At 69.4% G+C, this 23,397-nt stretch carries 22 protein-coding genes; 14 read left to right on the forward strand and 8 right to left on the reverse strand.

The features are described from left to right. Positions 1-39 precede the first annotated feature (39 nt). Positions 40-2,994 (forward strand): BTAD domain-containing putative transcriptional regulator, encoded by a 2,955-nt coding sequence (locus tag ACQPZF_RS30265; RefSeq protein WP_433262725.1) that lies wholly within the window; start codon positions 40-42, stop codon positions 2,992-2,994. A gap of 78 nt (positions 2,995-3,072) precedes the next feature. Here ACQPZF_RS30265 and ACQPZF_RS30270 read toward each other — a convergent pair whose 3' ends face one another. Further along, positions 3,073-4,047 carry an Imm1 family immunity protein gene (locus ACQPZF_RS30270; RefSeq protein WP_433262727.1) on the reverse strand — a complete coding sequence of 325 codons (975 nt, stop codon included), beginning with the start codon at positions 4,045-4,047 and terminating at the stop codon, positions 3,073-3,075. Between the two features lie 196 nt (positions 4,048-4,243). Further along, complete coding sequence (locus tag ACQPZF_RS30275; protein WP_433262728.1) at positions 4,244-4,768, reverse strand: hypothetical protein; 525 nt, start codon at positions 4,766-4,768, stop codon at positions 4,244-4,246. Positions 4,769-5,049: 281 nt separating this feature from the next. On the opposite strand from ACQPZF_RS30275, the gene ACQPZF_RS30280 reads away from it, so the two are divergent. The 5 genes from ACQPZF_RS30280 (at position 5,050) to ACQPZF_RS30300 (ending at position 10,537) form a co-directional block, all read left to right on the forward strand. Beyond that, positions 5,050-6,189: a helix-turn-helix domain-containing protein gene (locus ACQPZF_RS30280; protein ID WP_433262730.1), complete on the forward strand. Its 1,140-nt coding sequence runs from the start codon at positions 5,050-5,052 to the stop codon at positions 6,187-6,189. 247 nt (positions 6,190-6,436) lie between these two features. Further along, positions 6,437-7,276, forward strand: a complete 840-nt coding sequence (locus ACQPZF_RS30285; RefSeq protein WP_433274758.1) for a LytR/AlgR family response regulator transcription factor — start codon at positions 6,437-6,439, stop codon at positions 7,274-7,276. Next, complete coding sequence (locus ACQPZF_RS30290) at positions 7,273-7,662, forward strand: hypothetical protein (RefSeq protein ID WP_433262732.1); 390 nt, start codon at positions 7,273-7,275, stop codon at positions 7,660-7,662. Before ACQPZF_RS30285 ends, ACQPZF_RS30290 begins: the two co-directional genes overlap by 4 nt. Then, on the forward strand, positions 7,659-9,368 hold the full coding sequence (locus ACQPZF_RS30295) for a cation acetate symporter (protein ID WP_433262734.1): 1,710 nt from the start codon (positions 7,659-7,661) through the stop codon (positions 9,366-9,368). The genes ACQPZF_RS30290 and ACQPZF_RS30295 overlap by 4 nt, the downstream gene beginning before the upstream one ends. A 5-nt stretch (positions 9,369-9,373) precedes the next feature. Next, the gene (locus ACQPZF_RS30300; RefSeq protein ID WP_433274760.1) at positions 9,374-10,537 is read left to right on the forward strand and encodes a histidine kinase; all 1,164 of its coding nucleotides are present in this window, start codon (positions 9,374-9,376) and stop codon (positions 10,535-10,537) included. Positions 10,538-10,653: 116 nt separating this feature from the next. Here ACQPZF_RS30300 and ACQPZF_RS30305 read toward each other — a convergent pair whose 3' ends face one another. Continuing rightward, complete coding sequence (locus tag ACQPZF_RS30305) at positions 10,654-11,226, reverse strand: transposase (RefSeq protein ID WP_433262736.1); 573 nt, start codon at positions 11,224-11,226, stop codon at positions 10,654-10,656. A 203-nt stretch (positions 11,227-11,429) separates the two neighbouring features. Between ACQPZF_RS30305 and ACQPZF_RS30310 the strand changes: the two genes are divergently transcribed. The 4 genes from ACQPZF_RS30310 (at position 11,430) to ACQPZF_RS30325 (ending at position 15,595) form a co-directional block, all read left to right on the forward strand. Next, positions 11,430-12,272: a metallophosphoesterase family protein gene (locus ACQPZF_RS30310; RefSeq protein WP_433274762.1), complete on the forward strand. Its 843-nt coding sequence runs from the start codon at positions 11,430-11,432 to the stop codon at positions 12,270-12,272. Beyond that, positions 12,269-12,931, forward strand: a complete 663-nt coding sequence (locus ACQPZF_RS30315) for a 4'-phosphopantetheinyl transferase family protein (protein WP_433262738.1) — start codon at positions 12,269-12,271, stop codon at positions 12,929-12,931. The genes ACQPZF_RS30310 and ACQPZF_RS30315 overlap by 4 nt, the downstream gene beginning before the upstream one ends. 9 nt (positions 12,932-12,940) lie before the next feature. After that, positions 12,941-14,419, forward strand: coding sequence for a glutamate--cysteine ligase (locus ACQPZF_RS30320; protein ID WP_433262740.1), 1,479 nt, complete (start codon positions 12,941-12,943; stop codon positions 14,417-14,419). A gap of 198 nt (positions 14,420-14,617) precedes the next feature. After that, entirely contained in the window at positions 14,618-15,595 is a 978-nt protein-coding gene (locus ACQPZF_RS30325) for an Imm1 family immunity protein (protein ID WP_433262742.1), read from the forward strand. 197 nt (positions 15,596-15,792) lie between these two features. On the opposite strand, the gene ACQPZF_RS30330 is transcribed toward ACQPZF_RS30325, so the two are convergent. Beyond that, complete coding sequence (locus tag ACQPZF_RS30330; RefSeq protein WP_433262744.1) at positions 15,793-16,146, reverse strand: hypothetical protein; 354 nt, start codon at positions 16,144-16,146, stop codon at positions 15,793-15,795. A gap of 212 nt (positions 16,147-16,358) precedes the next feature. Here ACQPZF_RS30330 and ACQPZF_RS30335 point away from each other — a divergent pair, with 212 nt between their 5' ends. Continuing rightward, positions 16,359-17,054 (forward strand): DUF998 domain-containing protein, encoded by a 696-nt coding sequence (locus ACQPZF_RS30335; RefSeq protein WP_433262746.1) that lies wholly within the window; start codon positions 16,359-16,361, stop codon positions 17,052-17,054. On the opposite strand, the gene ACQPZF_RS30340 is transcribed toward ACQPZF_RS30335, so the two are convergent. After that, on the reverse strand, positions 17,018-18,631 hold the full coding sequence (locus ACQPZF_RS30340) for an AMP-dependent synthetase/ligase (protein WP_433262747.1): 1,614 nt from the start codon (positions 18,629-18,631) through the stop codon (positions 17,018-17,020). The genes ACQPZF_RS30335 and ACQPZF_RS30340 overlap by 37 nt on opposite strands. A 51-nt stretch (positions 18,632-18,682) precedes the next feature. On the opposite strand from ACQPZF_RS30340, the gene ACQPZF_RS30345 reads away from it, so the two are divergent. Next, a complete protein-coding gene (locus tag ACQPZF_RS30345; protein WP_433262749.1) occupies positions 18,683-19,225 on the forward strand; it encodes a TetR/AcrR family transcriptional regulator in 543 nt (180 codons plus the stop codon). Between the two features lie 4 nt (positions 19,226-19,229). Next, complete coding sequence (locus ACQPZF_RS30350; RefSeq protein ID WP_433262751.1) at positions 19,230-19,637, forward strand: hypothetical protein; 408 nt, start codon at positions 19,230-19,232, stop codon at positions 19,635-19,637. Positions 19,638-19,694: 57 nt separating this feature from the next. Here ACQPZF_RS30350 and idi read toward each other — a convergent pair whose 3' ends face one another. From idi to ACQPZF_RS30365, 3 genes are read right to left on the reverse strand one after another with little or no spacing between them, the layout of a single operon-like run. Then, entirely contained in the window at positions 19,695-20,270 is a 576-nt protein-coding gene (gene idi / locus ACQPZF_RS30355; protein WP_433262753.1) for an isopentenyl-diphosphate Delta-isomerase, read from the reverse strand. Positions 20,271-20,318: 48 nt separating this feature from the next. Continuing rightward, positions 20,319-21,392, reverse strand: coding sequence for a 3-dehydroquinate synthase II family protein (locus tag ACQPZF_RS30360; protein WP_433262755.1), 1,074 nt, complete (start codon positions 21,390-21,392; stop codon positions 20,319-20,321). A 31-nt stretch (positions 21,393-21,423) separates the two neighbouring features. Then, positions 21,424-22,215 (reverse strand): 2-amino-3,7-dideoxy-D-threo-hept-6-ulosonate synthase, encoded by a 792-nt coding sequence (locus tag ACQPZF_RS30365; RefSeq protein ID WP_433262757.1) that lies wholly within the window; start codon positions 22,213-22,215, stop codon positions 21,424-21,426. Positions 22,216-22,429: 214 nt separating this feature from the next. Here ACQPZF_RS30365 and ACQPZF_RS30370 point away from each other — a divergent pair, with 214 nt between their 5' ends. Further along, entirely contained in the window at positions 22,430-23,377 is a 948-nt protein-coding gene (locus ACQPZF_RS30370) for a LysR family transcriptional regulator (RefSeq protein ID WP_433274763.1), read from the forward strand. Positions 23,378-23,397: the final 20 nt, after the last annotated feature.

Below are 23,397 nucleotides of genomic sequence, written 5' to 3' on the forward strand. Positions count from 1 at the left end.
GGGTACCAGCATGTCAAGGTCGGGAGGGAGCGGAGGCGATTGACCCTGTCGCAGGACGAGTTCGGCGTGCTCGGACCGCTGGTGGTCCGCCGAGACGGTCGGATCGTCCCGATCACCGCCCCGAAGCACCGGATCGTCCTGGCGACGCTGCTGCTCGGCGCGAACCGCTCGGTGCCCGCGAGCGACCTGATCCGCCGGGTGTGGGGCGAGGCGCCGCCGGACCGGGCCGCGCAGACGCTCCCGGTGTACGTGATGCGGCTGCGCCGGGCGCTCGGCGACCCGCAACTGATCCACACGACGCCCACCGGCTACCGGATCGACCTGCCGCACGACGCGCTGGACCTCCACCGGTTCGGCGACCTCGCCGAGCGGGGCGCGGCGCTGGCGGCGGAGGAGGACTTCACCGGGGCGTGCGCGGTGTACGAGGAGGCGTTGGCGCACTGGCGCGGGACGGCGCTGGCGGACGTGCCCTCGGAGTCGCTGCACGAGACGGAAGCGCCGAACCTGGCCGAGCAGCGCCTGCGGGTGACCTCCGAGCTGATCGACGTGAAGCTGCGGCTGGGGCGGTGCGACGAGGTGATCGCGGACCTGCGCCGGCTGACCGCGCAGCACCCGTTGCGGGAGCAGTTCTGGTCCCAGCTCATGATCGCGCTGTACCGGGCCGACCGGCAGGCGGACGCGCTGGACGCCTACCGGCAGGCCAGCACCGCGCTGGCGCGCGAGCTGGGCGTGGACCCGAGCGACGGGCTGCGGTCGGTCCACCACGCGATCCTGACCGGGGATCCGGCGCTGCACCAGCCTGCCGTGAACGCCTGGGCGCCGGTGTCGCAGCTTCCCGCTCCGGTGGGGAACTTCGTGGGGCGCGGGGCGGAGCTGACCCGGGTCACCGGGTTGCTGACGCGGGCGGGCGCGACTGTCGTGGTGTGCGGGCCGCCGGGGGTGGGCAAGACGGCGTTCGCCACTTCGGTGGGCCACGCGGTGCGCGACCGGTACCCGGACGGCCAGCTCTACGTGAACCTGCGAGGGCACTCCACCTCGCCGCCGTTGCCCACTTCGGCGGTGCTGGCGCGGTTCCTGCGGGCGATGGGCGTGCGGGCGGACCACATCCCGGTCGACGAGCAGGACCTGGTCCGCGGCTATCGGGCCCGGTTGCGCGGGCGGCGGGTGCTGATCACGCTGGACAACGCGGCCTCGGTCGAGCAGGTGCTGCCGTTGCTGCCCGGCGAGCCCGGGTGTTCGGTGGTGATCACCAGCCGGAACGAGCTGCGGAAGCCGTTGCGCGCCACGTTGGTGCGGCTGGACGTGCTGCGGGGCGACGAGGCCTGGAAGCTGCTCGCCCGGTCGTTGGGGCCGGAAGCGGCGATGGCGCAGTTCGACGCGATCTCGGAGCTGGCGCGGCTGTGCGGGTACCTGCCGTTGGCGTTGCGGATCGCGCTGGGCAACCTGGTGGGGTTGCCGCACGCCGATATCGCGTCCTACGTGGACGAGTTGCGTGGCGGTGACCGGTTGGCCGCACTCGCCGTGGACAACGACGACACGGCGGCGGTGCGGCGGGCGTTCGACCTGTCCTATGCGGCGTTGGGTGATGGGGCGGCTCGGCTGTTCCGGTTGGTCGGGGTGTTGCCGGGGCCGGACTTCAGCGCGTTCGGGGCGGCGGCGTTGCTCGACGCGTCCGAGGGTGAGGCGCGGGAACTGCTGGAGGAGCTGGCGTCGGCGCACCTCGTGCAGCGGGTGGGCGTGGACCGTTTCGCGATGCACGACCTGTTGCACGACTACGCGGTGGACCGGGCCGCCGCGGCCGAGGAGGACGTGGAGTCGGCCCGGACGCGGTTGTTCGAGTGGTACTTGCGGACGGCGTTCGAGGTCGGGGATGTGCTGTACCCCGAGTTGAGGCCGCCCTCGGCTCCGCCTTCGATGACCGCGGACGCGGCTCGGGCGTGGTTGAACGCGGAGCGGCCCAGTGTGCTGGCGGCCACCGAGTATTGCGCTTCATCGGGGCCGTTGCCGATGGCTTGGCAGTTGATCGACGCGGTGAGCGGGTATTTCGGGTCGCACGGGCATCACGTGGAGTTCCTGCGGGCCATCCGGTCCGCGTTGGGAGCGGCTCGGGAGTTGGGCGATTCCGATGCCGAGACTTCGATGTTGGTGTGGTTGGCGGCCGAGCATCGCAACCTGGGGAATTTGCGGGAGGCTCAGCGGTATCTGCGGGAGGCGTCCCCTTCCGGTCGGACGTTGTGGCTGCACGCCGGGCTGGACGGGGTGGTGAACCTCGAACTCGGCGAATTCGGCGGTGCGGCGGCGGCTTTCGACCGGGTGCTGGAGTTGAGCGCGGCGCTGCCGGACAATCCGTATATCCGGGTGGGCGGGCTGGCCGGGTGGGGCGCTCTGCACTTGATGCGCGGCGAGTTCGAGCCATCCCGGGAGCGGTTGGCCGAGGCGTTGTCGTTGGCCCAGGCCGCGGGTGGGGTGAACCTGGAAGCCGCCTGTGCGTCGTTGCTGGGTCGGTGGCATGCGGCTCAGGGCTCGTTCGCGCAGGCCGTGTCGCTCCACCGGCAGGCGCTGGCCATCTGGTACCGCACCGGGGCCCGGCATGCCCGTGCCGAGGGGATGGCACATCTTGCCGGCGCGTTGTGTTTGGGTGGGGAGCACGCCGAGGCTTTGCGCACTGCTCAGCGGTCGTTGGCGTTGGTGCAGGAGTTGGGTGGGGATCCTCGGGTGGAGTGCGAGGTGCACAACGCTTTGGGGCTGGTTCTGCGGCATTTGGGGAAGCCCGGGCGGGCGGTTGCCGCTCATTTGCGCGGGTTGGAGTTGGCGGCTGCTTGTGATTATCGGTATGGGGTGGCTCGGTCGCATATCCAGTTGGTGCCGGCGTTGGCTCTGGATGGGCGGCGGGAGGATGCTTTGCGGCATGCCCGGATTGGGCTTGAGTTGGCTGCGCGTAGTGGGTTTCATGCATTTGCGGAGAGTGCGGCCGGGATGTTGGCCTCGCTTTGAGGTGGGACCTCACACGTGCTGCACGTGAACCGGGTGACGTACCGGCCGAGCGGGAACCACTCGGCGGATCCGGCCGGGCTACTCCCAGCGCGGCTGCCACTCGATCCCGCTGGGCCATCCGCCCCCATTGCTCATGAACTCGTGGGCGGCGCGGCGTGCTTCGGTCAGCGGGATCTCCGCATCTGCGGGGAATTCGGTATCCGAACCGGTGAAGTAGTAGATGGGAAGCGACTCGGCGATATGCAGCCCCTTGCTGATACAGCCGTCCGGCTTGTCCGGCCCGAAGTAGTAGAGGACTCCGCGCCCGGATCTGGCGTCCAAGCCCACGTCCAACAGCACGTGACCGGGATTGTCCGCGGTCAGCAGTTGAACAGTGGTGGGCACGTTCCAGCCCGTGACCGTGTCCAACACGGCGTCCAACTCGGCTGGGGTGTGCACGATGGTGGGCCCATCGGCGTTCCGGTCGAACCATGCTTCTAGCGCCACCACGGACGGGCACCTCCTGTGTACCGCTTGCGGAACCGTTCGCCGTTTTCGGTTGATGATCGGTTGAGCGGCGCCATCCGGACCTATCCACCGGCCGTGTGTCTTCTGGCCCGTATTGGGCACCACGGTTGGTGGTAGTGCGCGCCGTAGTTGCTCGATCCGCTCCGGCGGGACCACGGGCGGTTCGTCGGGTTCTGCCAGGCGGCCGGGCGTCGGCGCTGGCTGTGTCGAGGGTGGTGATCCGTGCCGTTGCGCGGGTCGCCGCGCGGCCGGGGAAGCGGTGGCCGCGCGTTCCACACGGGCCGCGATGGCTTCAACCGCTCTCATGGCTTCGTTGAGCAACGGCCACAGGTAGCCCTTGCATCCGTCCGTCACCTTGACGAACTCGGCCAGCATCACTTCCGCATCGGCGATGAGATCGGTACGGGTGGCACTCGTCATCACCTCGGCCAACTGCGCGTGTGCGTCCAGGTCCAGGTCTTCCCCCTGCTCCAACGCCGTCCGGGCTTGCTCGGCCTTCTTGCCCGCAGCCCTGATCTGTGCGGCCACCTCGCCGGTCGACGCCACGCGTCCCCTTTCCACACCTCAGCGTCGCACAGGACCCGCGTCGCTCGTTGTGGCCCGTGCGAGTGCCGACTCGGGCGCATCTCCGCTTCCCCACATGGGAAGCCCGAATTCGCCGATCACCAGAACCGTAGGCGTCGGAAGAGCCCACCCCTTGCCGGCCGCCTCTACCAGCACCCGAACTTCTTCGGCGGCACCGTCAGTCAGGTATTCCAATGCCCTGTCGAACCAACGTAGTGCTTCGTCGACATTTCCAGATGTCTTCAGCATCTTCGGCATAGAGTTCATCGGCCCGAGTGAGTTTCTTGGCCGCGTTGTCCAGATCTCCCGACCGGAACGCCAATGCTCCCAGTTCGCGCAAAGCCCAAGCTACCCCTACCGTGTTTCCGCAGGCAAGATGCCACTCCACCAACTCGACCAGGCACGCGGCGACTTCGTCGGCCATGCCACGCGCCCGGTAGATGCCGGCGAGGGTGTCCAGCGCGTGTGCATGTCCACTCAGCGCATCGTCGGTCGGGTTCGCCTGACACAGTGCACGCCAGACCGACACCATCCGAGCTGCGGTCGCCGTGGCCGCGGCGAAGTCGTTCATCCGCGCGTAGGCGACCGTTGCCTGGTAGAGGAGCTTCGAGGCAGACTCCGCCAGCGGGAACCGGTCGGCCAGTTCCAAGCTGAGGCTGTGGAACCTGACGGCGTCGATCTCCTGACTTCCCGACGGCAGCATCGCCCGCCCACACGTAGCGAAGCGCCTCTGCCGCTTTGTCTACATCTCCTTTCGTCAGATAGCACCGGACAACCGACAAGGTGTTCTCGTGAGAAGTCATTGTGACCACATTTCGTACTCGGATTCGGTTGGATCGGGTCGTGCAGCGGAGGTTGACGGCAGCCGCATGACGATTGGATCGACCGGCGGCGTGTACCCGGGGAGTAGTCTCTTGGATGCGGAGCGTCGCTGGAACGAAGTGAGCGTCCACAGCCGTCCACAGCCGTCGGGAGCCGGTCGTCATGTCCGAGACAGCACGAACGCTTCGAGCGGCCAGGGAGGCAGCGGGCTTGAGCTTGGCCGTTATGGCCCAGCGCACGCACTACAGCAAGTCACTGTTGGGGATGGTGGAGAACGGCCAACGCACGGCGACGCCCGAACTGGTGGCGGCCTACGAACGTGTGCTGAACGCACAGGGGTTGGGTGAGGATGTGAACAGACGGGAGCTACTGGCGGCAGCCGCAGCCGTGTTCGCCGGAGCCAACGCGCCGGAACCACTCGCCCGTCTGCTCGATGGGCTCACGTCAGCCGACGCTCCCGGCAAGGTCGGGCGCTCCGAGGTCGAAGCGGTTCGGCACGCGACGACCGTTTATACGACGATGGATCTTCGGTATGGGGGTGCCGTCGCCGCTGACGTCTCCAGTGGTGCTCTCCGTTGGGCGGTAAGTCTTCTTGACGCTCCGATGCGTGATGACACCCGGGTCGCGCTCTCTGCGGCGGTGGGAGCGCTCGCGGACCGGACGGCTTGGACGCACTTCGACTCCGGGCGGACCTACTCGGCGCGGCGGCTGTCGACGTTGGCGCTCCGCACCGCCGACGCCGGGGCCGATCCGGACCTTCGCGCGCACGTGGTGCTGAACATGGCCGCACAGGTCGGCGATGAATCCCCCGCGGACGCGGTGAACCTGGTCGAGTCCGCTCTGTCCGATCACCGCGTCTGTGGGATGGAACGCGCGAACCTCCATGCCGGGCTGGCCGGGCATCTGGCGAAATCCGGCGATAAGCGCCGAGCGCTTCGGCATGTTGTGGAAGCTGAGGCTCTTGCCGGGCGAGGTGGGGAGACGCCGCCGTGGCTTCGCTTCCTCACGTTCGACCATCTCGACTCGATCATCACTCAGTCGTTGGCTGCCGCTGATGAGAGTCGTGAAGCGATCCAACGGTTCGAGCGCCTTTTGCCCCGCATGGATCCGGCTCGGCTGCGGGGACGGGCGGGGCGCATGATCGACCTCGCCGACCTGTATGTCGGGGGTGGTCGGGTGGATGAAGCGCGTGCGTTGGCCGATGAGGCTGGTGTGGCTTTGAGCGATGTTCGGTCTGTACGGGTGGCGGGTCGGCTTGTGGCCCTGCGGCGGCGGGTTTCAAGCGTCGCGTCTGGCTCGTGACGAAGAGCGGCGCTCGCCGCTGGGCTGGCCGCCAAGGATGATCACAAGGGCAGGACTCGGGGTGTGCGCGCTGCGCGCGCCACGGCGAGAGCGCGAAGCGCGCCACTGCGGAGAGCGCGAAGCGCGCCGGTGACTGTGGGTTACATGGGGGTTGGTGGTCGGGTGTCATTGCTCTCGGCTGCTCCAGGGGCGAGGATGGCCGTCCAATGGTCTAATCGCCGTCGCCGTCGACCTGCATTGGATTTCCATGACGTCAGGACTTCCCTGCCCGATCTGTGAGGGGCCGGAGCGCCGTGGGGTGCTGGAGCGCGGGCTCCGGTTGCTCGCGGTGGATGATGAGGCTCCTGCTTTGGATGATCTTGTCTATCTGTTGCGGTCCGATCCTCGGGTCGGGCATGTCGAGGCGGTGACCGATGCGACCAAGGCCTTGCGGAGTCTGCATCGTGGGATGGATGCCGGGCAGGGGGTGGATGCCGTCTTCCTCGACATCCGGATGCCCGGGTTGGACGGGTTGGACTTGGCTCGGGTGTTGTCGCGGTTCGCGCAGCCTCCGCCGATCGTCTTCGTCACCGCCCACCAGGAGCCTGCGGTCGAGGCGTTCGAGCTCAAGGCGCTCGACTACCTCTTGAAGCCGGTTCGTCCGGAGCGGCTGGCCGAGTCCGTGCACCGGATCGTGCACGAGGTGTTGGACTCGAAGGTTGTCGAGCCTGCCGTCTCCGCTCCGGTCGAGCGGGTGCCGGATGTCGGGGACGAGGTCATCCCCGTCGAACTCGGTGGGATCACCCGGTTCATCCGGTTGGCCGATATCCGGTACGTGGAGGCGCACGGGGACTACGCGCGACTGCACACCGCTACCGGTAGTGGGTTGGTTCGGGCCGCCCTGACCGGGCTTGAGGAGCGGTGGCGGTCGGCTGGGTTTGTTCGGATCCACCGCAGTCACCTGGTTTCCCTTGGGCATATCGACGAGTTGCGGCTTGAGGACGGGCATCTCAGCGTCAACATCGGGGGCGCCGTGCTGCCGGTCAGTCGGCGGCATGCCCGGCACCTCCGGCAGTTGCTGGTCCGGCGCAACCGGCAGTCGTCGTGAGTTCGCCGGAGCGGCCTCCTGCCCGGCAGCGGGTGGTGGTGACCAGTCCTCGCACGCGGGCTCCGCGTGCGCCTCGGCCGTATCCGGCTTCGCGGGAGATTGACGAGCAGAGCGAACTCGGCGCGGTGTACATGCGGTCGTTGATACGGACTCAGCGGCGGCTCGGGTTGTTGTTGTGCGCGGTGGTGTGCGGGAGTGTCGCCGGGTTGCCGTTGGTGTTCACGTTGGTTCCGTCGGTGGCCGCGCAGCGGATGTTCGGTGTGCCGTTGCCGTGGCTGCTGTTGGGTGGGCTGGTGTTCCCGGTGTTCGTGTCGGCCGGCTGGTTCTACATCCGCCAGGCCGAGCGCAGCGAGCGCGAGTTCGCCGAACTGGTGGAGCGTTCGTGAGCAGTACGTACGGCATCATCGCGGTCTTGGCGGTCGCGTTCGGCACGATGCTGGTGGGCACGTACGGGTTGCGGGTCTCGCGCACCACGTCCGACTTCTTCGTCGCGTCGCGGACGGTTTCGCCGTGGTGGAACGCTTCCGCCATCGGCGGCGAGTACCTGTCGGCGGCCTCGTTCGTCGGCATCGCCGGGCTGATCTTCGCGCACGGGCCGGACATGCTGTGGTTCCCGGTCGGGTACACGGCCGGCTATCTGGTGCTGCTGGCGTTGGTCGCCGCTCCGTTGCGGCGCAGTGGCGCGTACACGCTGCCCGACTTCGCGGAGGCGCGGTTCGGGTCGACGGTGGTCCGTGCGGTGGCCAGTGTGCTCGCCCTGGGCATCGGGTGGCTGTACCTGTTGCCGCAGTTGCAGGGCGCCGGATTGACGTTGCACACGTTGACCGGCGCGCCGGACTGGGTGGGCGCGTTGGTCGTCGCGGTTGTCGTGACGGCCAACGTGATCTCCGGCGGGATGCGCAGCATCACGTTCGTGCAGGCTTTCCAGTACTGGCTCAAGTTGACCGCGATCACCGTTCCGGTGGTGTTCCTGGTGATGGCGTGGCAGGCGCACGGCGCGCGTGACCTCACCGGGCCGGAGTTGCCGGTGTTCGACCGCGAGACGACGGTCGGCTTCGACAGCGACACCTCCGTCCACGTCGACCGGCCCGTGGTCTTCCACGGAACCGGTGTGGTGGACGGGGAACGGGTCGACGGGCCGAGGGAGTTGCGGGACGGTGACCACACCATCGCGTCCGGCTCGCGGTTGGTGTTCCCGGAAGGCGCCACGGTGCCCCGGGTTTCCTCGATTCCCTACAACACCAACGAGACCTGGGCCTTGCCACTGCGGGGTGGCGAGAGTTTCCCGCTGTACGGGGTGTATTCGCTCATCATCGCGACGTTCCTGGGGACGATGGGGCTGCCGCACGTGATCGTCCGCTTCTACACCAACCCGAACGGGCGGGCGGCTCGGCGCACCACGTTGATCGTGTTGGGGTTGTTGGGGGTCTTCTACCTGATGCCGCCGATCTACGGTGCGCTGGGACGGCTCTACACGCCCGAGCTGCTGATGACCGGTGACACCGACGCCGTGGTGCTGGTGCTGCCCAGTCGGATGGTGGACGGGCTGGGCGGGCAGCTACTCGGGGCGTTGGTGGCCGGTGGGGCGTTCGCGGCGTTCCTGTCGACGTCGTCCGGGCTGATGGTGTCGCTCGCCGGTGTGTTGAGCCGGGATGTGTTGCGGTTGCGGGGAGTTCGCGGCTTCCGGGTGTCCACCGTGCTGGGCGTGCTGGTGCCGCTGGGCATGACGTTGCTGGTCGGCAAGGTTCCGGTGGCGGACATGGTCGGGCTGGCGTTCGCCGTGGCCGCGTCGTCGCTGTGTCCGTTGCTGGTGCTGGGGATCTGGAGCACGCGGATCACGACGGTCGGCGCGGTGGCCGGGATGCTGGCGGGTGGGGTGCCGGCGCTGGTGGCGGGGCTGGTCACCATCAGCGCCGGTGGCGGGAACGTGTTCCTGGCCCGGCCGGCGGCGTGGACCGTGCCGTTGGGGTTCATCGTGATGTACGTGGTGTCCCTGCTGACGCCGCGCAAGGTGCCACCGGGGGTGAACCACGTCATGGTGCGGTTGCACGCGCCCGAGAACCTGGGTCTGCGCAGTCAGGACCGGATGTGACGGCGATGTGGACGGCGGGCGCGATACTGCTGGCCGGCCTGGCCGTGGTGATCACGCTGTGGCGGACTTCCCGCGCCCGCAACGACTTCCTGACGCAGGAGCAGCGGATCACCTTCGAGACCCTGCACACGGCGTGGTCGGCGGCCCCGCCGTTGCGGGCCGGGCTGGTGCCGGAGGCGGCCAAGAAGTCCGCCAAGCACCTGCGCACGCTGCTCGGCACGCCCGCGCTGGCGTTGACGGACGAGACCGAGGTCGTCGCGTGGGAGGGCAGCGGCGAGCACCACTCCGCCGACGCCATGGCGCTGGCCGGCGAGGTGTTCGGGACGGGCCGGACGCGGGCGTTCGACATCGCCTGCGACCAGCCGGACTGCCCGGTGCACACGGCGGTCCTCGCGCCGCTGACGGTGGAGGGCCGGGTGGTCGGCGTGCTCGCCGCGTACAGCCGGGAGCCGTCCGCCGGGTTGGTGCGGGCCACCAACGAGGTCGCGCGGTGGGCGTCGGGGCAGCTTGAGCTGGCCGAGCTGGACCGGTCGCGGACCCGGTTGGTGGAGGCCGAGGTCCGGGCGCTGCGGGCGCAGATCTCGCCGCACTTCATCTACAACTCGCTGTCCGCCATCGCTTCCTACGTGCGGACGAACCCCGAGCGGGCGCGGACCCTGCTGCTGGACTTCGCCGACTTCACGCGGTACTCGTTCCGGCGGGCCGGGGACTTCACGACGTTGGCGGAGGAGCTGCGGTCGATCGACCAGTACCTGGCACTGGAACGCGCCCGGTTCGGCGAGCGGCTGAAGGTGACCCTGCAGATCGCGCCCGAGGTGCTGCCGGTGACCGTGCCGTTCCTCTGCCTGCAGCCGTTGGTGGAGAACGCGGTGCGGCACGGCATGGAGGGCAAGGTCGGGCCGGGGCACATCTCGATCCTGGCGGCGGACGCGGGTGAGGAAGCGCACATCACCATCGAGGACGACGGGATCGGGATGGATCCCGAGGCGCTGCGCCGGACGCTCGCGGGCCAGGTCGGGGAGAGCGCCGGCATCGGGCTGGGCAACATCGACGAGCGCCTGCGGCGGTGCTACGGCGACGACTACGGGCTGGTGGTCGAGACCGCGCAGGGGCTGGGCACGAAGATCAGCGTGCGGGTGCCGAAGTACCAGGCAGGCGTCCACGCGTAGGGCGTGCGCCTGGGTCGAGGCACCAGGCGAGGTCCACGCGTAAGGCGTGCGCCGGGTCCGTCCGGCGGCGACCAGGGCGGCCGAGGCGACGTGCCGTTCTCCCGTCCGCAGACCCGTTACCCCGCCGCCCGGGTTCCCCGGCGCTCGGCCGCGTCCAGGACGAGGCGCAGCCACTCCGACTCCCCCGAGCTGCTCTCCAGGGCCACCCGCCGCAGCCGCAGCCACAGGCCGGCGTCGGTCCACTCCTGGAAGCGGCGGTGCACGGTCGGCACGGTCACGCCGAACGTCGCGGGCAGGTGCCGCCACGCGCAGCCGCTGGTCAGGACGAACACGATGGCGGTGAAGATGGCGCGGTCGGACACGCGGCCCCGGCCGCCACCCTGTCGGCGGACCTTCGCCGGGGGGATGAGCGGTTCGACCATCGCCCACAGTGACGGCGGCACCAGGCGGACGGCCAGGTGCTCGATCACGTCGGCGTGCGGGGGCCTCGGAGGTGTCTCCGGCGCCCGGCGCACCCACTGCTCCTGGCGCTGGGCGTCGCCGCGCTGGCGGGCGCGCAGCAGGGTCGCCAACGCCGCCTCGTCACGCCGGGGCGCGACGGCGGGGTGCGTGTGCTGTTGGGCCTGACGGGCTATCTCCGCGCCCACTGTCCGGCCGAACGGCTGCGCGGGTCGTACGTAGTTGGTCATCAGGTCCTCCGCCACAGGACTGTCGTGATGCCCATCACGCTAGGAAGCCGGCCGCTCACGGGTAACCACCGAGCCGCCGAACGGGGTGAGTCAGCGTCACACGGCCACCGGAAGACCGCTCAACGGCGTGCCTGGCGCGACGAACGGGCGAGCGGTCGTTCCGGAGATGCCCTCTCCCGGCCCGCCGGGACGGATACCCTCGAATCGTGACACCGCGCCTGCTTGCCACCAGCGACCTGCACGTGACCTACCAGCAGAACCGCGACTTCGTGACGGCGATCGAGCCCCGGTCCGCCGACGACTGGCTGATCGTGGCCGGTGACGTGGCCGAGAAGCTCGGCGACGTCGAGTGGGCGCTGGGCGTGCTGCGCAAGCGCTTCCGCAAGGTGGTCTGGTCGCCCGGCAACCACGAGCTGTGGACGGTGAAGGACGACCCGGTCCAGACCCGCGGCGAGGTGCGTTACAAGCAGCTCGTGGAGCTGTGCCGGAGCATCGACGTGCTCACCCCGGAGGACGGGTACGCGGTGTTCGAGGGCGCCGGCGGGCCGGTCGCGGTGGCCCCGCTGTTCACCCTGTACGACTACACGTTCCGGCCCGCCGGGACGGCGGACAAGGAGTCCGCGCTGGTCGTGGCGCAGGACGCCGGGGTGGTGTGCACGGACGAGTACTTCCTGCACCCCGACCCGTACCCGAGCCGCGAGGCGTGGTGCGCCGCGCGGGTCGAGGAGTCCGAGCGGCGGTTGCGCGCGGTGGACCCCTCGTTGCGCACGGTGCTCATCAACCACTGGCCGTTGGTGCGTGACCCCACGTTCGTGCTCCGCTACCCGGAGTTCGCGTTGTGGTGCGGCACGGAGCGGACCGCCGACTGGCACGTGAAGTACCGCGCGGCCGTCATGGTGTACGGCCATCTGCACATCCCCCGCACGATCCGCAAGGACGGCGTGCGGTTCGACGAGGTGTCGCTGGGCTACCCGCGCGAGTGGCAGCCCCGTGGCTGGACGAAGGCGCCGTTGCTGGACGTGCTGAGGGAAGGGGACGCCCGGTGATCTCCGACATCCTGCCCGCGCCGGTCGCGGCGATCGACACGTTCGAGGACCACGAGGCGGAGCTGTTCCCCGAAGAGGAAGAACTCATCGCGGAGGCCGTGGACAAGCGCCGCAAGGAGTTCACCACCGGACGGCACTGCGCGCGCACCGCGCTGGGGCAGCTCGGCTTCGCGCCCGTGCCGTTGCTGCCGGGGCCTCGCCGGGAGCCGACGTGGCCCTCCGGGGTGGTGGGGAGCATCACGCACTGCAAGGGCTACCGCGCGGCGGCCGTGGCGCGCACGAGCGAGGTCTGGACGATCGGCATCGACGCCGAGCCGAACGCGCCGACCCCGCCCGGTGTGCTGGAGGCGATCGCGCTGCCGCCGGAGCTGGCGATGGTTTCGGAGCTGGGCGCGGCGGGGAACAAGGTCGCGTGGGACCGGCTCCTGTTCAGCGCGAAGGAGACGGTCTACAAGGCGTGGTTCCCCCTCACGCGGGCCTGGCTCGGGTTCGAGGAGGCGGAGCTGACCATCAACCCGGACGACGGCACGTTCAGCGCGCGGATCCTCGTCGAGGCCCCGGTCGTGGACGGGGTGCCGCTGGACGGGTTCACCGGCCGCTGGCTGGCGCGGGAGGGGTTTGTGGTGACCGCGATCGCGGTACCTGCCTTGACGACCTAGGAGGCGATCATGGGCGACGAGGTGGCAAGGCACGAGTTCACCCGCGAGGACCGGACGCGGTACCGCACCAAGGTGCGCCGGTGCCTGGACGTGTTCGCCCGGATGCTGAGCGAGGCGCGGTTCGAGTTCGACCGGCCGGTGGCCGGTCTGGAGATCGAGCTGAACCTGGTGGACGACGCGGGCGACCCGGCGATGCGCAACGCCGAGGCGCTGGAGGCGATCGCCGACCCGGACTTCGTGACCGAGCTGGGCCAGTGGAACCTGGAGATCAACGTCGCGCCCCGACAGCTCACCGCGGGCGGCATCTCCGATTTCGAGTCGGTGGTGCGCGCCTCGCTGAACGAGGCCGACCGCAAGGCGCGGGACGTCGGCTCGCACATGGTGATGATCGGCATCCTGCCCACGTTGCAGGCCAAGCACATGGCCCTCGACGCGCTGTCCGGCAACCCCCGGTACGCGCTGCTGAACGAGCAGGTGCTCGCCGCTCGCGGGGAGGACATCCAGATCACCATCGGCGGCGTGGAGAAGCTGGCGATGACCGTCGACTCCATCGTGCCGGAGGGCGCTTGCACGTCGGCCCAGTTCCACTTGCAGGTGCCGCCGGAGTCCTTCGCGGCGTACTGGAACGCGGCTCAGGCGATCGCCGGCATCCAGGTGGCGGTGGGCGCCAACTCCCCGTTCCTGATGGGGAAGGAACTGTGGCGGGAGACGCGGATCGCGTTGTTCCAGCAGGCCACCGACACGCGTAGCGACGAGCTGAAGGAGCAGGGCGTCCGGCCCCGGGTGTGGTTCGGGGAGCGGTGGATCACCTCGATCTTCGACCTGTTCGAGGAGAACGTCCGGTACTTCCCCGCCCTGCTGCCGATCTGCGACGAGGAAGACCCCGTGCAGGTGCTGGACCGTGGCGACACGCCTTCCCTGGCGGAACTGCGGCTGCACAACGGGACCATCTACCGGTGGAACAGGCCTGTCTACGACGTGGTGCGGGACAAGCCCCACCTGCGGGTGGAGAACCGGGTTCTGCCGGCCGGGCCCACGGTCGTGGACACGTTGGCCAACGGGGCGTTCTACTACGGTCTCGTGCGGATGTTCGCCGAGGAGGAACGTCCACTGTGGTCACAGATGTCGTTCAGCGCGGCCGAGGAGAACTTCACGGCCGGCGCACGGCAGGGAATCGAGGCGCAGGTGTACTGGCCCGGCCTCGGCACCGTGCCGGTCGCGGAACTGGTGCTGCGGCGGTTGTTGCCGTTGGCGCACGAGGGGTTGGTGAAGCTCCGGATCGAGCAGGATGAGCGGGACCGACTGCTCGGGGTCATCGAGCAGCGGTGCTTGAGCGGGGTGAACGGGGCCACTTGGCAGGCTCGGACGTTCCACCGGCACTACGACCATTCCTCGTTGGACCGGCCCGAAGCGCTGCGACGGATGCTCCGGTCCTATCGGGACCTCATGCACAGCAACGAACCTGTGCACTCTTGGCCGGTGTCCTGACGAAAGCCTGCGCGAGCACACCGACCTAAGCCTGCGCGCACAAAGAAGGGCCCTCGTGTTCTCCCGTATGGCTACCGCGCCGGTAGCCAGAGCCGAGCCCGGTGAACTCCGAACGGCGAAACCGCAACGCCGGTGTGTCCACCATTGGCACACCGCGGCCCGTCACCCGTGCGGGCAGTCGTCAAGGCGGCGCCGACCGTGGCACAGTTCGACCACGGGAAGGGGGACGAGGTGGCATCGCTGCCCGACGTGGCCGCCGGCCTGTCCAACGCGTGCGACAAGGCATCGCAATGTCGCGACGCATTGGGCCAGGCTCAGGACCTGGCGGAAGAGGCTCACGCACTATTGGCCAACGCGCTGACCGGATCCCACGGCCTCGACGCGGACGCCGAGCAGATGCTGGCCAGGTTCACGGAAGTGGTCAACGGAGTGACCGACCTGTGGAAAATTCTCGGGAAGGGCTTGGACCACGCTCAGGCCCTGCTGGCCACGTTGACGGGCTCGACCGGTCCGCCACCGGCTGCGACCACCCCACCGTCCCTGCAACAGACGCCTCCGGCGCAACGGCTCCCTGCCCGCCAGGCGGACCCGCCGATCCTGCCATCCGACGAAGTCGAACGGCTGCGTCGGAAGCTGCCTCCGTCCGTAGTGCCCGACACAGGACGGAAAACCCACCGATGGTGGATCGGCTCGGACGGCCAGGCGCGGAAGATCGTGAGCGAGCGAGATTCGCGTTCCGATCTCGTAGAACGGCAGTTGGCCGAGAAGGGGTTGCGCAGGAAGATCACCCGTTCCGGCGTTACACAGGAGGAGCGAAACCGTGGTGGACCTAGAGGCGTGGTACGACGTAAAGCGCGACGCCGCCACGATCGTCCGCACCCAGGCCGAGCTGGACGCCGTGTTGGACACCTCAACGTCGGGGTTCACGGCGGAACCCGACGTGGAGCGCTCTACTACGCCGAAGACGGCGCGGAGTGGTTCAGCGTCGGAGAACCGGAGCCGAGCGGGAGGCCTGCCGACCGGCTTCTGTACTACTACATGAACAACAGCACCGAATTCCCCGGCGACTGTGAGATCCCGCTGGACGTGGTGCGCTTGGCCGCTCACGAGTACATGACCACCGGGGGTGAGCGACCTACCGTGTCCGCCTGGCAACCGGCACCCGACTGGTGGTGACCGACACCAGGTCATACGAGAAGAACCGCAGCCGTTACGGCTCCTGGTCGACCTGCTTGAAGCGTCGCTCACCGCTGGGCAGGCCGCCAAGGATGATCACAAGGGCAAGGCTCGGGCGTCGTGTGTGCGCGCTGCGCGCGCCCAGGGCAAGAGCGCGAAGCGCGCCGGAGCCACGGGGGGGCGGAGCGCGCTGTTGTTCAGGCGCGGATTTGTGCTGGGATTCGGATTGGTGCGTGTGCCTTCCAGACTGCGACCAGCTCTGGCAGTAGGACGTGCCACGGTAGTGCCGCCAGCACCTCGTGTCGTGCGACCAGGACCAGCCTGCCCTCGTCGTCCGCGTCCAGCCAGACGGCTTGGAAGCTTGCTCCGTGTTCGGGTGCTTCGGCAATCACGGCAGCGGTCGCGTTGGTGAGGTCTGGTTTGGCTACTCGGCGGACGGCTGCGGTGGCGTTGTGCAGTATTTCGTGCCGGTCGGAGAGGACGTGGACGGCTTCTGCCAGGCGCCACTCTCCCAGGCCTGCGCGGACCTGCACCGTCATCGACTCGTACACAGCGGACAGGGTATGTGTGGAGGGGCTGGGCGCTGTGGGCACGCGATTCGCCTTCCGAATGGGTCAGGTCACGTCAAGGTAACAGGCCGGCCGGCGGGTCGCGTCTCGGAGCGTTGCCTGTTCCGCCTGTTGGACAACGGCTGCCGGACAAGCGTTCCTGTCGGTTCCCTGAACGGAGGAACACGGTTCGGCTACGGTCCGTTGTCATCGGTGTGCTGACCGATGGACTCGCTCCTACCCGTTCCCCGGCCCGTCTCGTCGCGTTCGGCGGGGCTGCTGCCGTGTTGCTGACCGTCGTCATGGTCGGATTGCTGGACCTGCACCGGCTGACGACCACGGCTGTGGGGTTGCGGCGCACCATCTCCGAGTACGCGCTCGGGCCGCAGCGTTGGGTGTTCGACACTGCTGTCGTACTGCTCGCGGTGGGGTCGTTGGCCATTCTTGCCGTGTTGGTGCGCAGGGGGATCACCCGGTGGGCGTCGCCGGGCTCCGTGGCGTTCGTGGCGTGGTCGGTCGGACTGGCGCTGGTGGTGGTCTTTCCCAAGCACAACTGGGCGGTCGGGCCCAGCATGAGTGGCACCGTCCACCGGGTGGCCAGTCTGGTGGCGTTTCTCAGCCTGCCCGTCGCGGCCATGCTGCTGGCCCGTCCGTGGCTTCGGGACGCGGTGTGGGGGGCACATGCTCGTTGGGCGTTCCGGTTCGGGGTGTTGTCCGCGTTGAGCTTCACCCCGATCCTGTACGCGGTGCTGGTGAACGTGGTGGTGGGCACGTCCTGGTGGCGCGTGCTGCCGTTGGGCTACATCGAACGGCTGCTGGTGTTCGTCGAAGTGATCGCCGTGCTGGTGGTCGGGGTGTGGGCGATCGCGGTGGCTCAGCCCGCGTACAGGTTGTCCAGCACGTCGCGGTAGCGGTTCTCGATTTCGCGGCGGCGCATCTTCATGCTGGCGGTCAGGGTGCCGTCCTCGACGCTGAAGTCCTCGTCCAGCACCGCGAACTTCTTGATCGTCTCGTGTCGGGCGAGGGTTTCGTTGACCGCCTTGACCGCGCTGCCCACCTCGGCGTCGGCGTCCAGGCCCTCCGGCGCGGTGTCCGGGTCGAGGGTGACCAGGGCGACGCAGTAGTTGCGCTGGTCGCCGTGCACCAGGACGTGCCCGATGTAGGGGCTGGCGGACTTGAGTTTGCTCTCCACCGACTGCGGCGCGACGTACTTGCCCGCCGAGGTCTTGATCAGCTCCTTCTTGCGGTCGGTGATGAGCAGCCTGCCGGCGTCGTCGACCGTGCCGATGTCGCCGGTGTGCAGCCAGCCGTCGACCAGCGTCGCGGCGGTCTCGTCGGGCAGGTTGTGGTAGCCGCGCATGATGCCGCGCCCGCCGATGAGCACCTCGCCGTCCTCGGCGAGGCGGACCTCCGTGCCGGGCAGCGGTTTGCCGACGGTCCCGAACTCCTGCTCGCCGGGGCGGTTGAGGAACGCCGCCCCCGACGACTCGGTCAGGCCGTAGCCTTCGAGGATCGTGATGCCCGCGCCCTCGAAGAACCGGCCCACCTCCGGGGACAGCGGGGCGGAACCCGACACGAAGTACCGGATGCGGCCTCCGACGCGGTCCCGCAGCTTGCCGAACACCAAGCGGTCGGCGATCTTCCGGCGCACTGTCCACTGTGGATGCTCGGCGACTTCGAGCGCCCAGTTGAACAGCTTCTCCTTCACGCCGCCCTCGGCGCGCATCGCGGCGACCACCCGGCTGTGGATCTTCTCGAACACGCGTGGGGCGCCGGCCACGATCGTGGGTCGCAGTTCCTTGAGGTTGTCCGCGATCCGGTCCGCCGAGCCGTCCACCGCCGTGCGCATGCCGGTCGCGATCATGGCGATCTGGAGCACCTTGCCGAACGAGTGCGACATCGGGAGCCACAGGAAGTGCAGGTCGCTCTCGCGCAGCACGCCCAGCTCGGTGACGGCTTCGGCGGTGTAGAGCCAGTTGTCGTGCGTCAGCTCCACTCCCTTGGGCACGCCGGTCGTGCCGGAGGTGTAGATCAGCGTGGCCAGCCGCTCCGGGGACAGGTCGTCCACCATGGCGTCGTAGTCGCCGACCTCCGACGCCGGCAGGGCGTCCGTGGTGACCACGCGGGCGTCGCCGGCCTTCCCGACCAGATCGGGGTCCGCGACCACCAGGATGCTGCCCGAGTCGCGGATGATGTGCGCGGCCTCCTCGCGCGTGCTGCTCGGGTAGACGGTCGTGGTCACGCCACCCGCCGCGAGCACCGCCAGGTCGGCGATGATCCACTCCGCGCTGGTCTGCGCCATGATCGCGACCCGCGCCTCGTCCTTGACCCCCAACTGCCGGAACCCCAGCGCCCGCACCCGCACGACCTCGCCGAGGTCCGCCCAGGTCAGCGATGTCCACTCGCCGTCAACCCGGTGGCGCAGGGCCTCCGCGCCGGGGGTCGCACGCACGCGTTCACGCAGCAAGTCGGGGATGGAACGGGCCATGGCGGACCTCCAGGCGGTGGAGCAATGCTCTAGAGCGCTACTCTAGTCCGCGTGCGGGCGGATCGTCAGCAGGCGGTGCTGAACGCGGCGCTGGCGCTGGTGGACGCGGGCCTGCCGGTCACCATCAGCGCCCTGACCGCGCGATCCGGCGTGTCCAACGGCAGCATCTACCACCACTTCGGCAGCCGGGCGGGCGTGTTCGAGGCGCTCTACGGCGACAGCTTCGCCCACTGCGTGGCCGCCATGACGCCCGCGCTGGCGCTCGGCGACACGGAGAAGGTCGTGCGCGGCGTGGTCGTCCGCTACCTCGACTGGGTGGCCGAGAACCCCGGTCGTGCCAGGTTCCTCTACGCCGCGCCGCTGACCGCCGACCCGGTCGCGAAGGCGGCGGCGTTCGCCCCGATCGCCCAGTGGTTCGCCGCACGCGCGGCGGAGGGCTCCGTGCGCCCGTTCCCCTTGTGGGCGTTGGACCCCGTGGTCATGGGACCGGCCCACGAGTGCGCCCGCCGGTACCTGCTCGGCGTCCTGGACCTGGCCGAGGCACGCGATCCGGTGGCTGATGCGGTGTGGGGAGTCGTCGCGCCTCTAGGGTGAGCGCATGGCTTCTTGGGGAGACCTCCGCGCGTACATCCACGACACCTACGACGTGATCTCCGAGCAGGAGGACGAGATCCGGATCCTGTTCAACTTCGAGCAGTTCGACGAGGACGACGAACGCACCCAGGTGATCATCCTGGTGCGGGAGATGCTGGACAAGCTGCACGAGTGGGTGCAGATCGCGTCGCCGATCGGCCTCGCGGCGAACGTGGACCTGCGCGCGCTGCTGGAGGAGGTCGGCAACTCGACCATCGCCTGTGGCGCGGCGATCATGGGTGAGCACGTCGTGTTGCGGCACTCGCTCCCGTTGGTGGACCTGGACATCCACGAGTTCACCGATCCGCTGGCGTTGTTGGCCGGGACGGCGGACCAGTTGGAGGAGCGGTTCTTCGGCGGTGACGACTACTAGGCGGCGATGTGGTCCTGCTTCGCGGTGTCCCCGGCCGTGTCCAACGGGAGACCCTGGTCAGGCGCGGGCGGCCGGCGGGAGGTCGGTGGTCGGTGCGGTGGGCCAGGCCCAGGGGTCCGGGTCCAGGGTGGCCAGTTCTTCCACCTGCAGCGCGCACCACGGGGAGATCGGGCGTACGCCGGCCAGCACCGCCGGCACGAAGTCGGACCACCGGACCCATTCGAAGTCGTCCACCTCGTCCGGGTTCGGGGTCGGGTCGTGGTCCACCAGGCCCCGGTACACCGGGCACATCTCGTTCTCCACGACGCCGTTCTCCATGACTGCCCGGTAGCGGAACGCGGGCAGCACCAGGTCCAGCGTGATGTCCGTCAGTCCCAGCTCGTCCCCCAGTCGACGGCTCACCGCCGTGGCCGCGTCCTCGTCGGGCGCCGGGTGGCCGCAGCACGTGTTGGTCCAGACGCCGGGCCAGGTCTTCTTGTGCAGGGCCCGCCTGGTCAGCAGCAGCCGCCCGTCCCGGGAGAACAGGTAGCTGGAGAACGCCAGGTGCAGCGGGGTGTCCGCGTGGTGCACGTGTGCCTTGTCGGCTACGCCGATCCTGGTTCCCGACTCGTCCAGCAGCACGACTTGTTCCACGCGGACCACCCTGCCACACCGGTCGTCGCCACCGCGCGGGAACGAGGGTCAGGTCTCCTTGCAGAACTCGCCGATCGGGATGCCGACGTGCCGCTGCTCGGTCGCGAGGTACCCGAGCAGCTCGTCGCCCCGGCGCAGTTCGGTGACGTTGCGGACCTTTCCGCCGGGGCCGAGCACGCGCACGTGCCAGTCGTCCTGCACGGTGAGGCTGACCTCCACGCCCTCCGGCGAGTGCGCGGTGATGGTGAGGATCGGGCGGGACTCCAGCTTCGCCCGGCCCACGGTCAGCTCGCGGGTGCGGCCTTCGGAGTCCACCGCCAGCACGGTGCTGCCGGAACGGAGTTCGGACAGGTAGTTGGTGCGGTTGTCCGGCCCCAGCACGTACGAGTGCAGGGCGCCCGCGTTGACCCGGAACGGCCGGGTCGGCATGTACGGCAGCGGGTGGGTTTCGCTGCAGCACAGGATGAAGCCGGACGAGTACGAGCCGACCAGGATGCCCTCGTCCTCCCGGAAGTGCGAGCACGTGTCGACGCACACCCGGTCGCCGAGGCCGTTGTGCGCGATGCCCTCCACGGTGAGCGTCGTCAGCGTCAGCGGCGCGGTCCTGGCCTCCAGCAGACGGGCCAGGCGGAACACCTCGGTCGCGTCGCTTGGTGCGAGCAGCACACCGTCCGAGCCGTGTTCCAGCACGTCCAGCACGATCGCGGCTTCTTCCAGGTCCGCGACGACGGTGACCAGCCTGCCCGCCGCTCCGTCGGCGGCGGCGATGACGATCTCCAGCGGGATCTTCGTCGGGTCGGCGAACGCGACCACGGTGTGCTCCAGCTTCACCGCCGCCGCGCACGCCAGCTTCAGCGTCCGGTCGTCGCGCACCCGCACGAACGCCGCGGTCGCGGTGAGCCGGTCGAGCTGGTCCTGGTCGTCCACGGTGGTGACGACCAGGTGCGGGCTCGCCGCGGGCCGGTCGGCGATCAGCACGCGGCCGATCGTCGGCGGCAGCGTGTCGAGCAGGGCGGCGTCGTCGGACACGATCCCGGCCAGGCGGGCGTGCACGGCGGCGTCGACCACGGACTCGCGGTGCGCCTCGGGAACGGTCCGGAGGTCGATCCAGGCGAACTTCACGCCAGACTCCAATGACGGGTAGCGGGCGAGGTCACGACACGGCGCCGGTCATGGCGTGCACGAGCGCGGCGTGGTGGTCGACGTGGATCACCGACGCGAGTTCGGCGACCAGCGACATCGGCGACGGCGAGGTGAACACGCGGCGGCCGACGGCCAGGCCCGCGCACCCCGTCGCCATCGAGGCGCGGGCGTGGTCGACGACGCTGCCGACGGTGGCCGGCCCACCCGCGACCAGCACCGGGATCGGGCAGCTCGCGACGACCTCGGCCATCCGCGCCACGGGCAGCGCGAGGTTGGTCTTGACGATGTCGGCGCCCAGGTCGACCGCGATGTTGACCACGTGCGCGAGCAGCACCGGGTCGTTGGGGTCGCCGATGCGCGGTCCGCGCGGGTAGACCATGGCGACCAGCGGGACGTTCCACGCGTCGCACGCGTTGGCGACCACGCCGAGGTCGGCGAGCTGGCGCTCCTCGGTGTCGGAGCCGATGTTGACGTGGACGCTGACCGCGTCCGCACCCATCCGCAGGGCTTCCTCGACCTCGCCGACGAGCACCTTGGCGTTGGTGTCGGCCGCGTGCGCGGTGCCCGCGCTCAGGTGGACGACGAGCGCGCACCCGCCGAGCAGCACCGGGTCTATCGTGCGCACGCGTCCTTTGTGGACGATGATGGCGTCGGCCCCGCCGCCGACGACGGACTTGATCAGGTCGTGCCACCGGTCACGCGACGCCACCGGACCGTCCGAGACGCTGTGGTCCAGTGGGACGAAGAGGTACCTGTCGTCACGCGGACGGGAAAGGCGTCGCAGCCGCAACGCTTTCCTCATGTCGCTCACACCTCCCCAGGCTGCTGTGGCGATGGCCATGCAGAGCGTGGTGGAGACCCGACTCTTGCGGGGAGGTGGCAGCTAGCGATAACTCCTCAGTTATGCACCTGTTGGAGCAGCCGGACGCCACGCATTTTCCACTGGGCGTCAACCCCACACACTCGCTCGGAAGGTGTTTGGCGTGATGGGGTTGCCCTAGGCTGCGGCGGTGCACATGGAGCTCAGACATCTCCACGTCGTGCTGACCGTGGCCGAAGCGGGCAGCATCAGCCGGGCCGCTTCCTCCTTGAAGATCGCACAGGCCGGCCTCACCGCGCAGCTCCGCCGCATCGAACGCGGTTTCGGCGGTCCGCTGTTCCTGCGCCGCAGCGACGGCGTGGAGCTGACCGAACTCGGCCGCCACGTCGTGCTGCGGTCCCGCGACCTCGTGGAACGGTTCGACGACCTGCTGGTGACGGCGCACAAGATGGCGGCCGGGAGCGGCAGTCCGGGCATCCGATTAGGCGGGGTGGCCGGCTCGCTGACGCCGCTGCTGGTGGGCGTGGTGCGCGGCCTGCTGCCGAACCAGCCGCAGACCACGCACATCGAGCGCAGTTGCGACGCGGTGTTGGAACTGGTCCGCGCCGGGAAGCTCGACCTGGCGCTGGTGGTGGAGTTCCCGCAGAGCCCACTGCGGATCCCCGAAGAGGTCGACTGCCGCTCGGTGGTGGCGGAGCCCATGTTGGTGGGAATAGCGGCGGGTCACCGGCTGTCCGCGCGCAGCGAGATCCGGCTGTCCGAACTGGCCGACGAGGACTGGGCGGTGCCGGAGGAGAACTACGGCGGCGGCCGGCTGAACCTGCACCTCGCCTGTGAGGCCGCCGGTTTCACCCCGCGGTGCGTGCACTTCGGCGTCGACCCGGCGTCGGCGGCGGAACTGGTGCGTTCGGCGCACACCGTGGCGTGCTTCTTCCCCACCGGACAGGAATTGCCCGGCGTGGTCCTGAAACCGATCGTCGGCAGCCCGCTCCACCGCCGCGTGACGCTGGTGTGGCAACGGGGTTGCGCCGCCGCCGAGTACGTCGAAGACATCCACGCCGCGCTGCTGAGGGCCTACCACGAGCAGGTCCGGTGCCAGGCCCGCAAGCTGACCGCCACCGGCTTCACCGCGGCGGCTAGCTGACGCCCCGGTCCGGGCTGCCC

Source organism: Actinosynnema sp. CS-041913 (genome assembly GCF_050942485.1).
GTDB lineage: Bacteria > Actinomycetota > Actinomycetes > Mycobacteriales > Pseudonocardiaceae > Actinosynnema.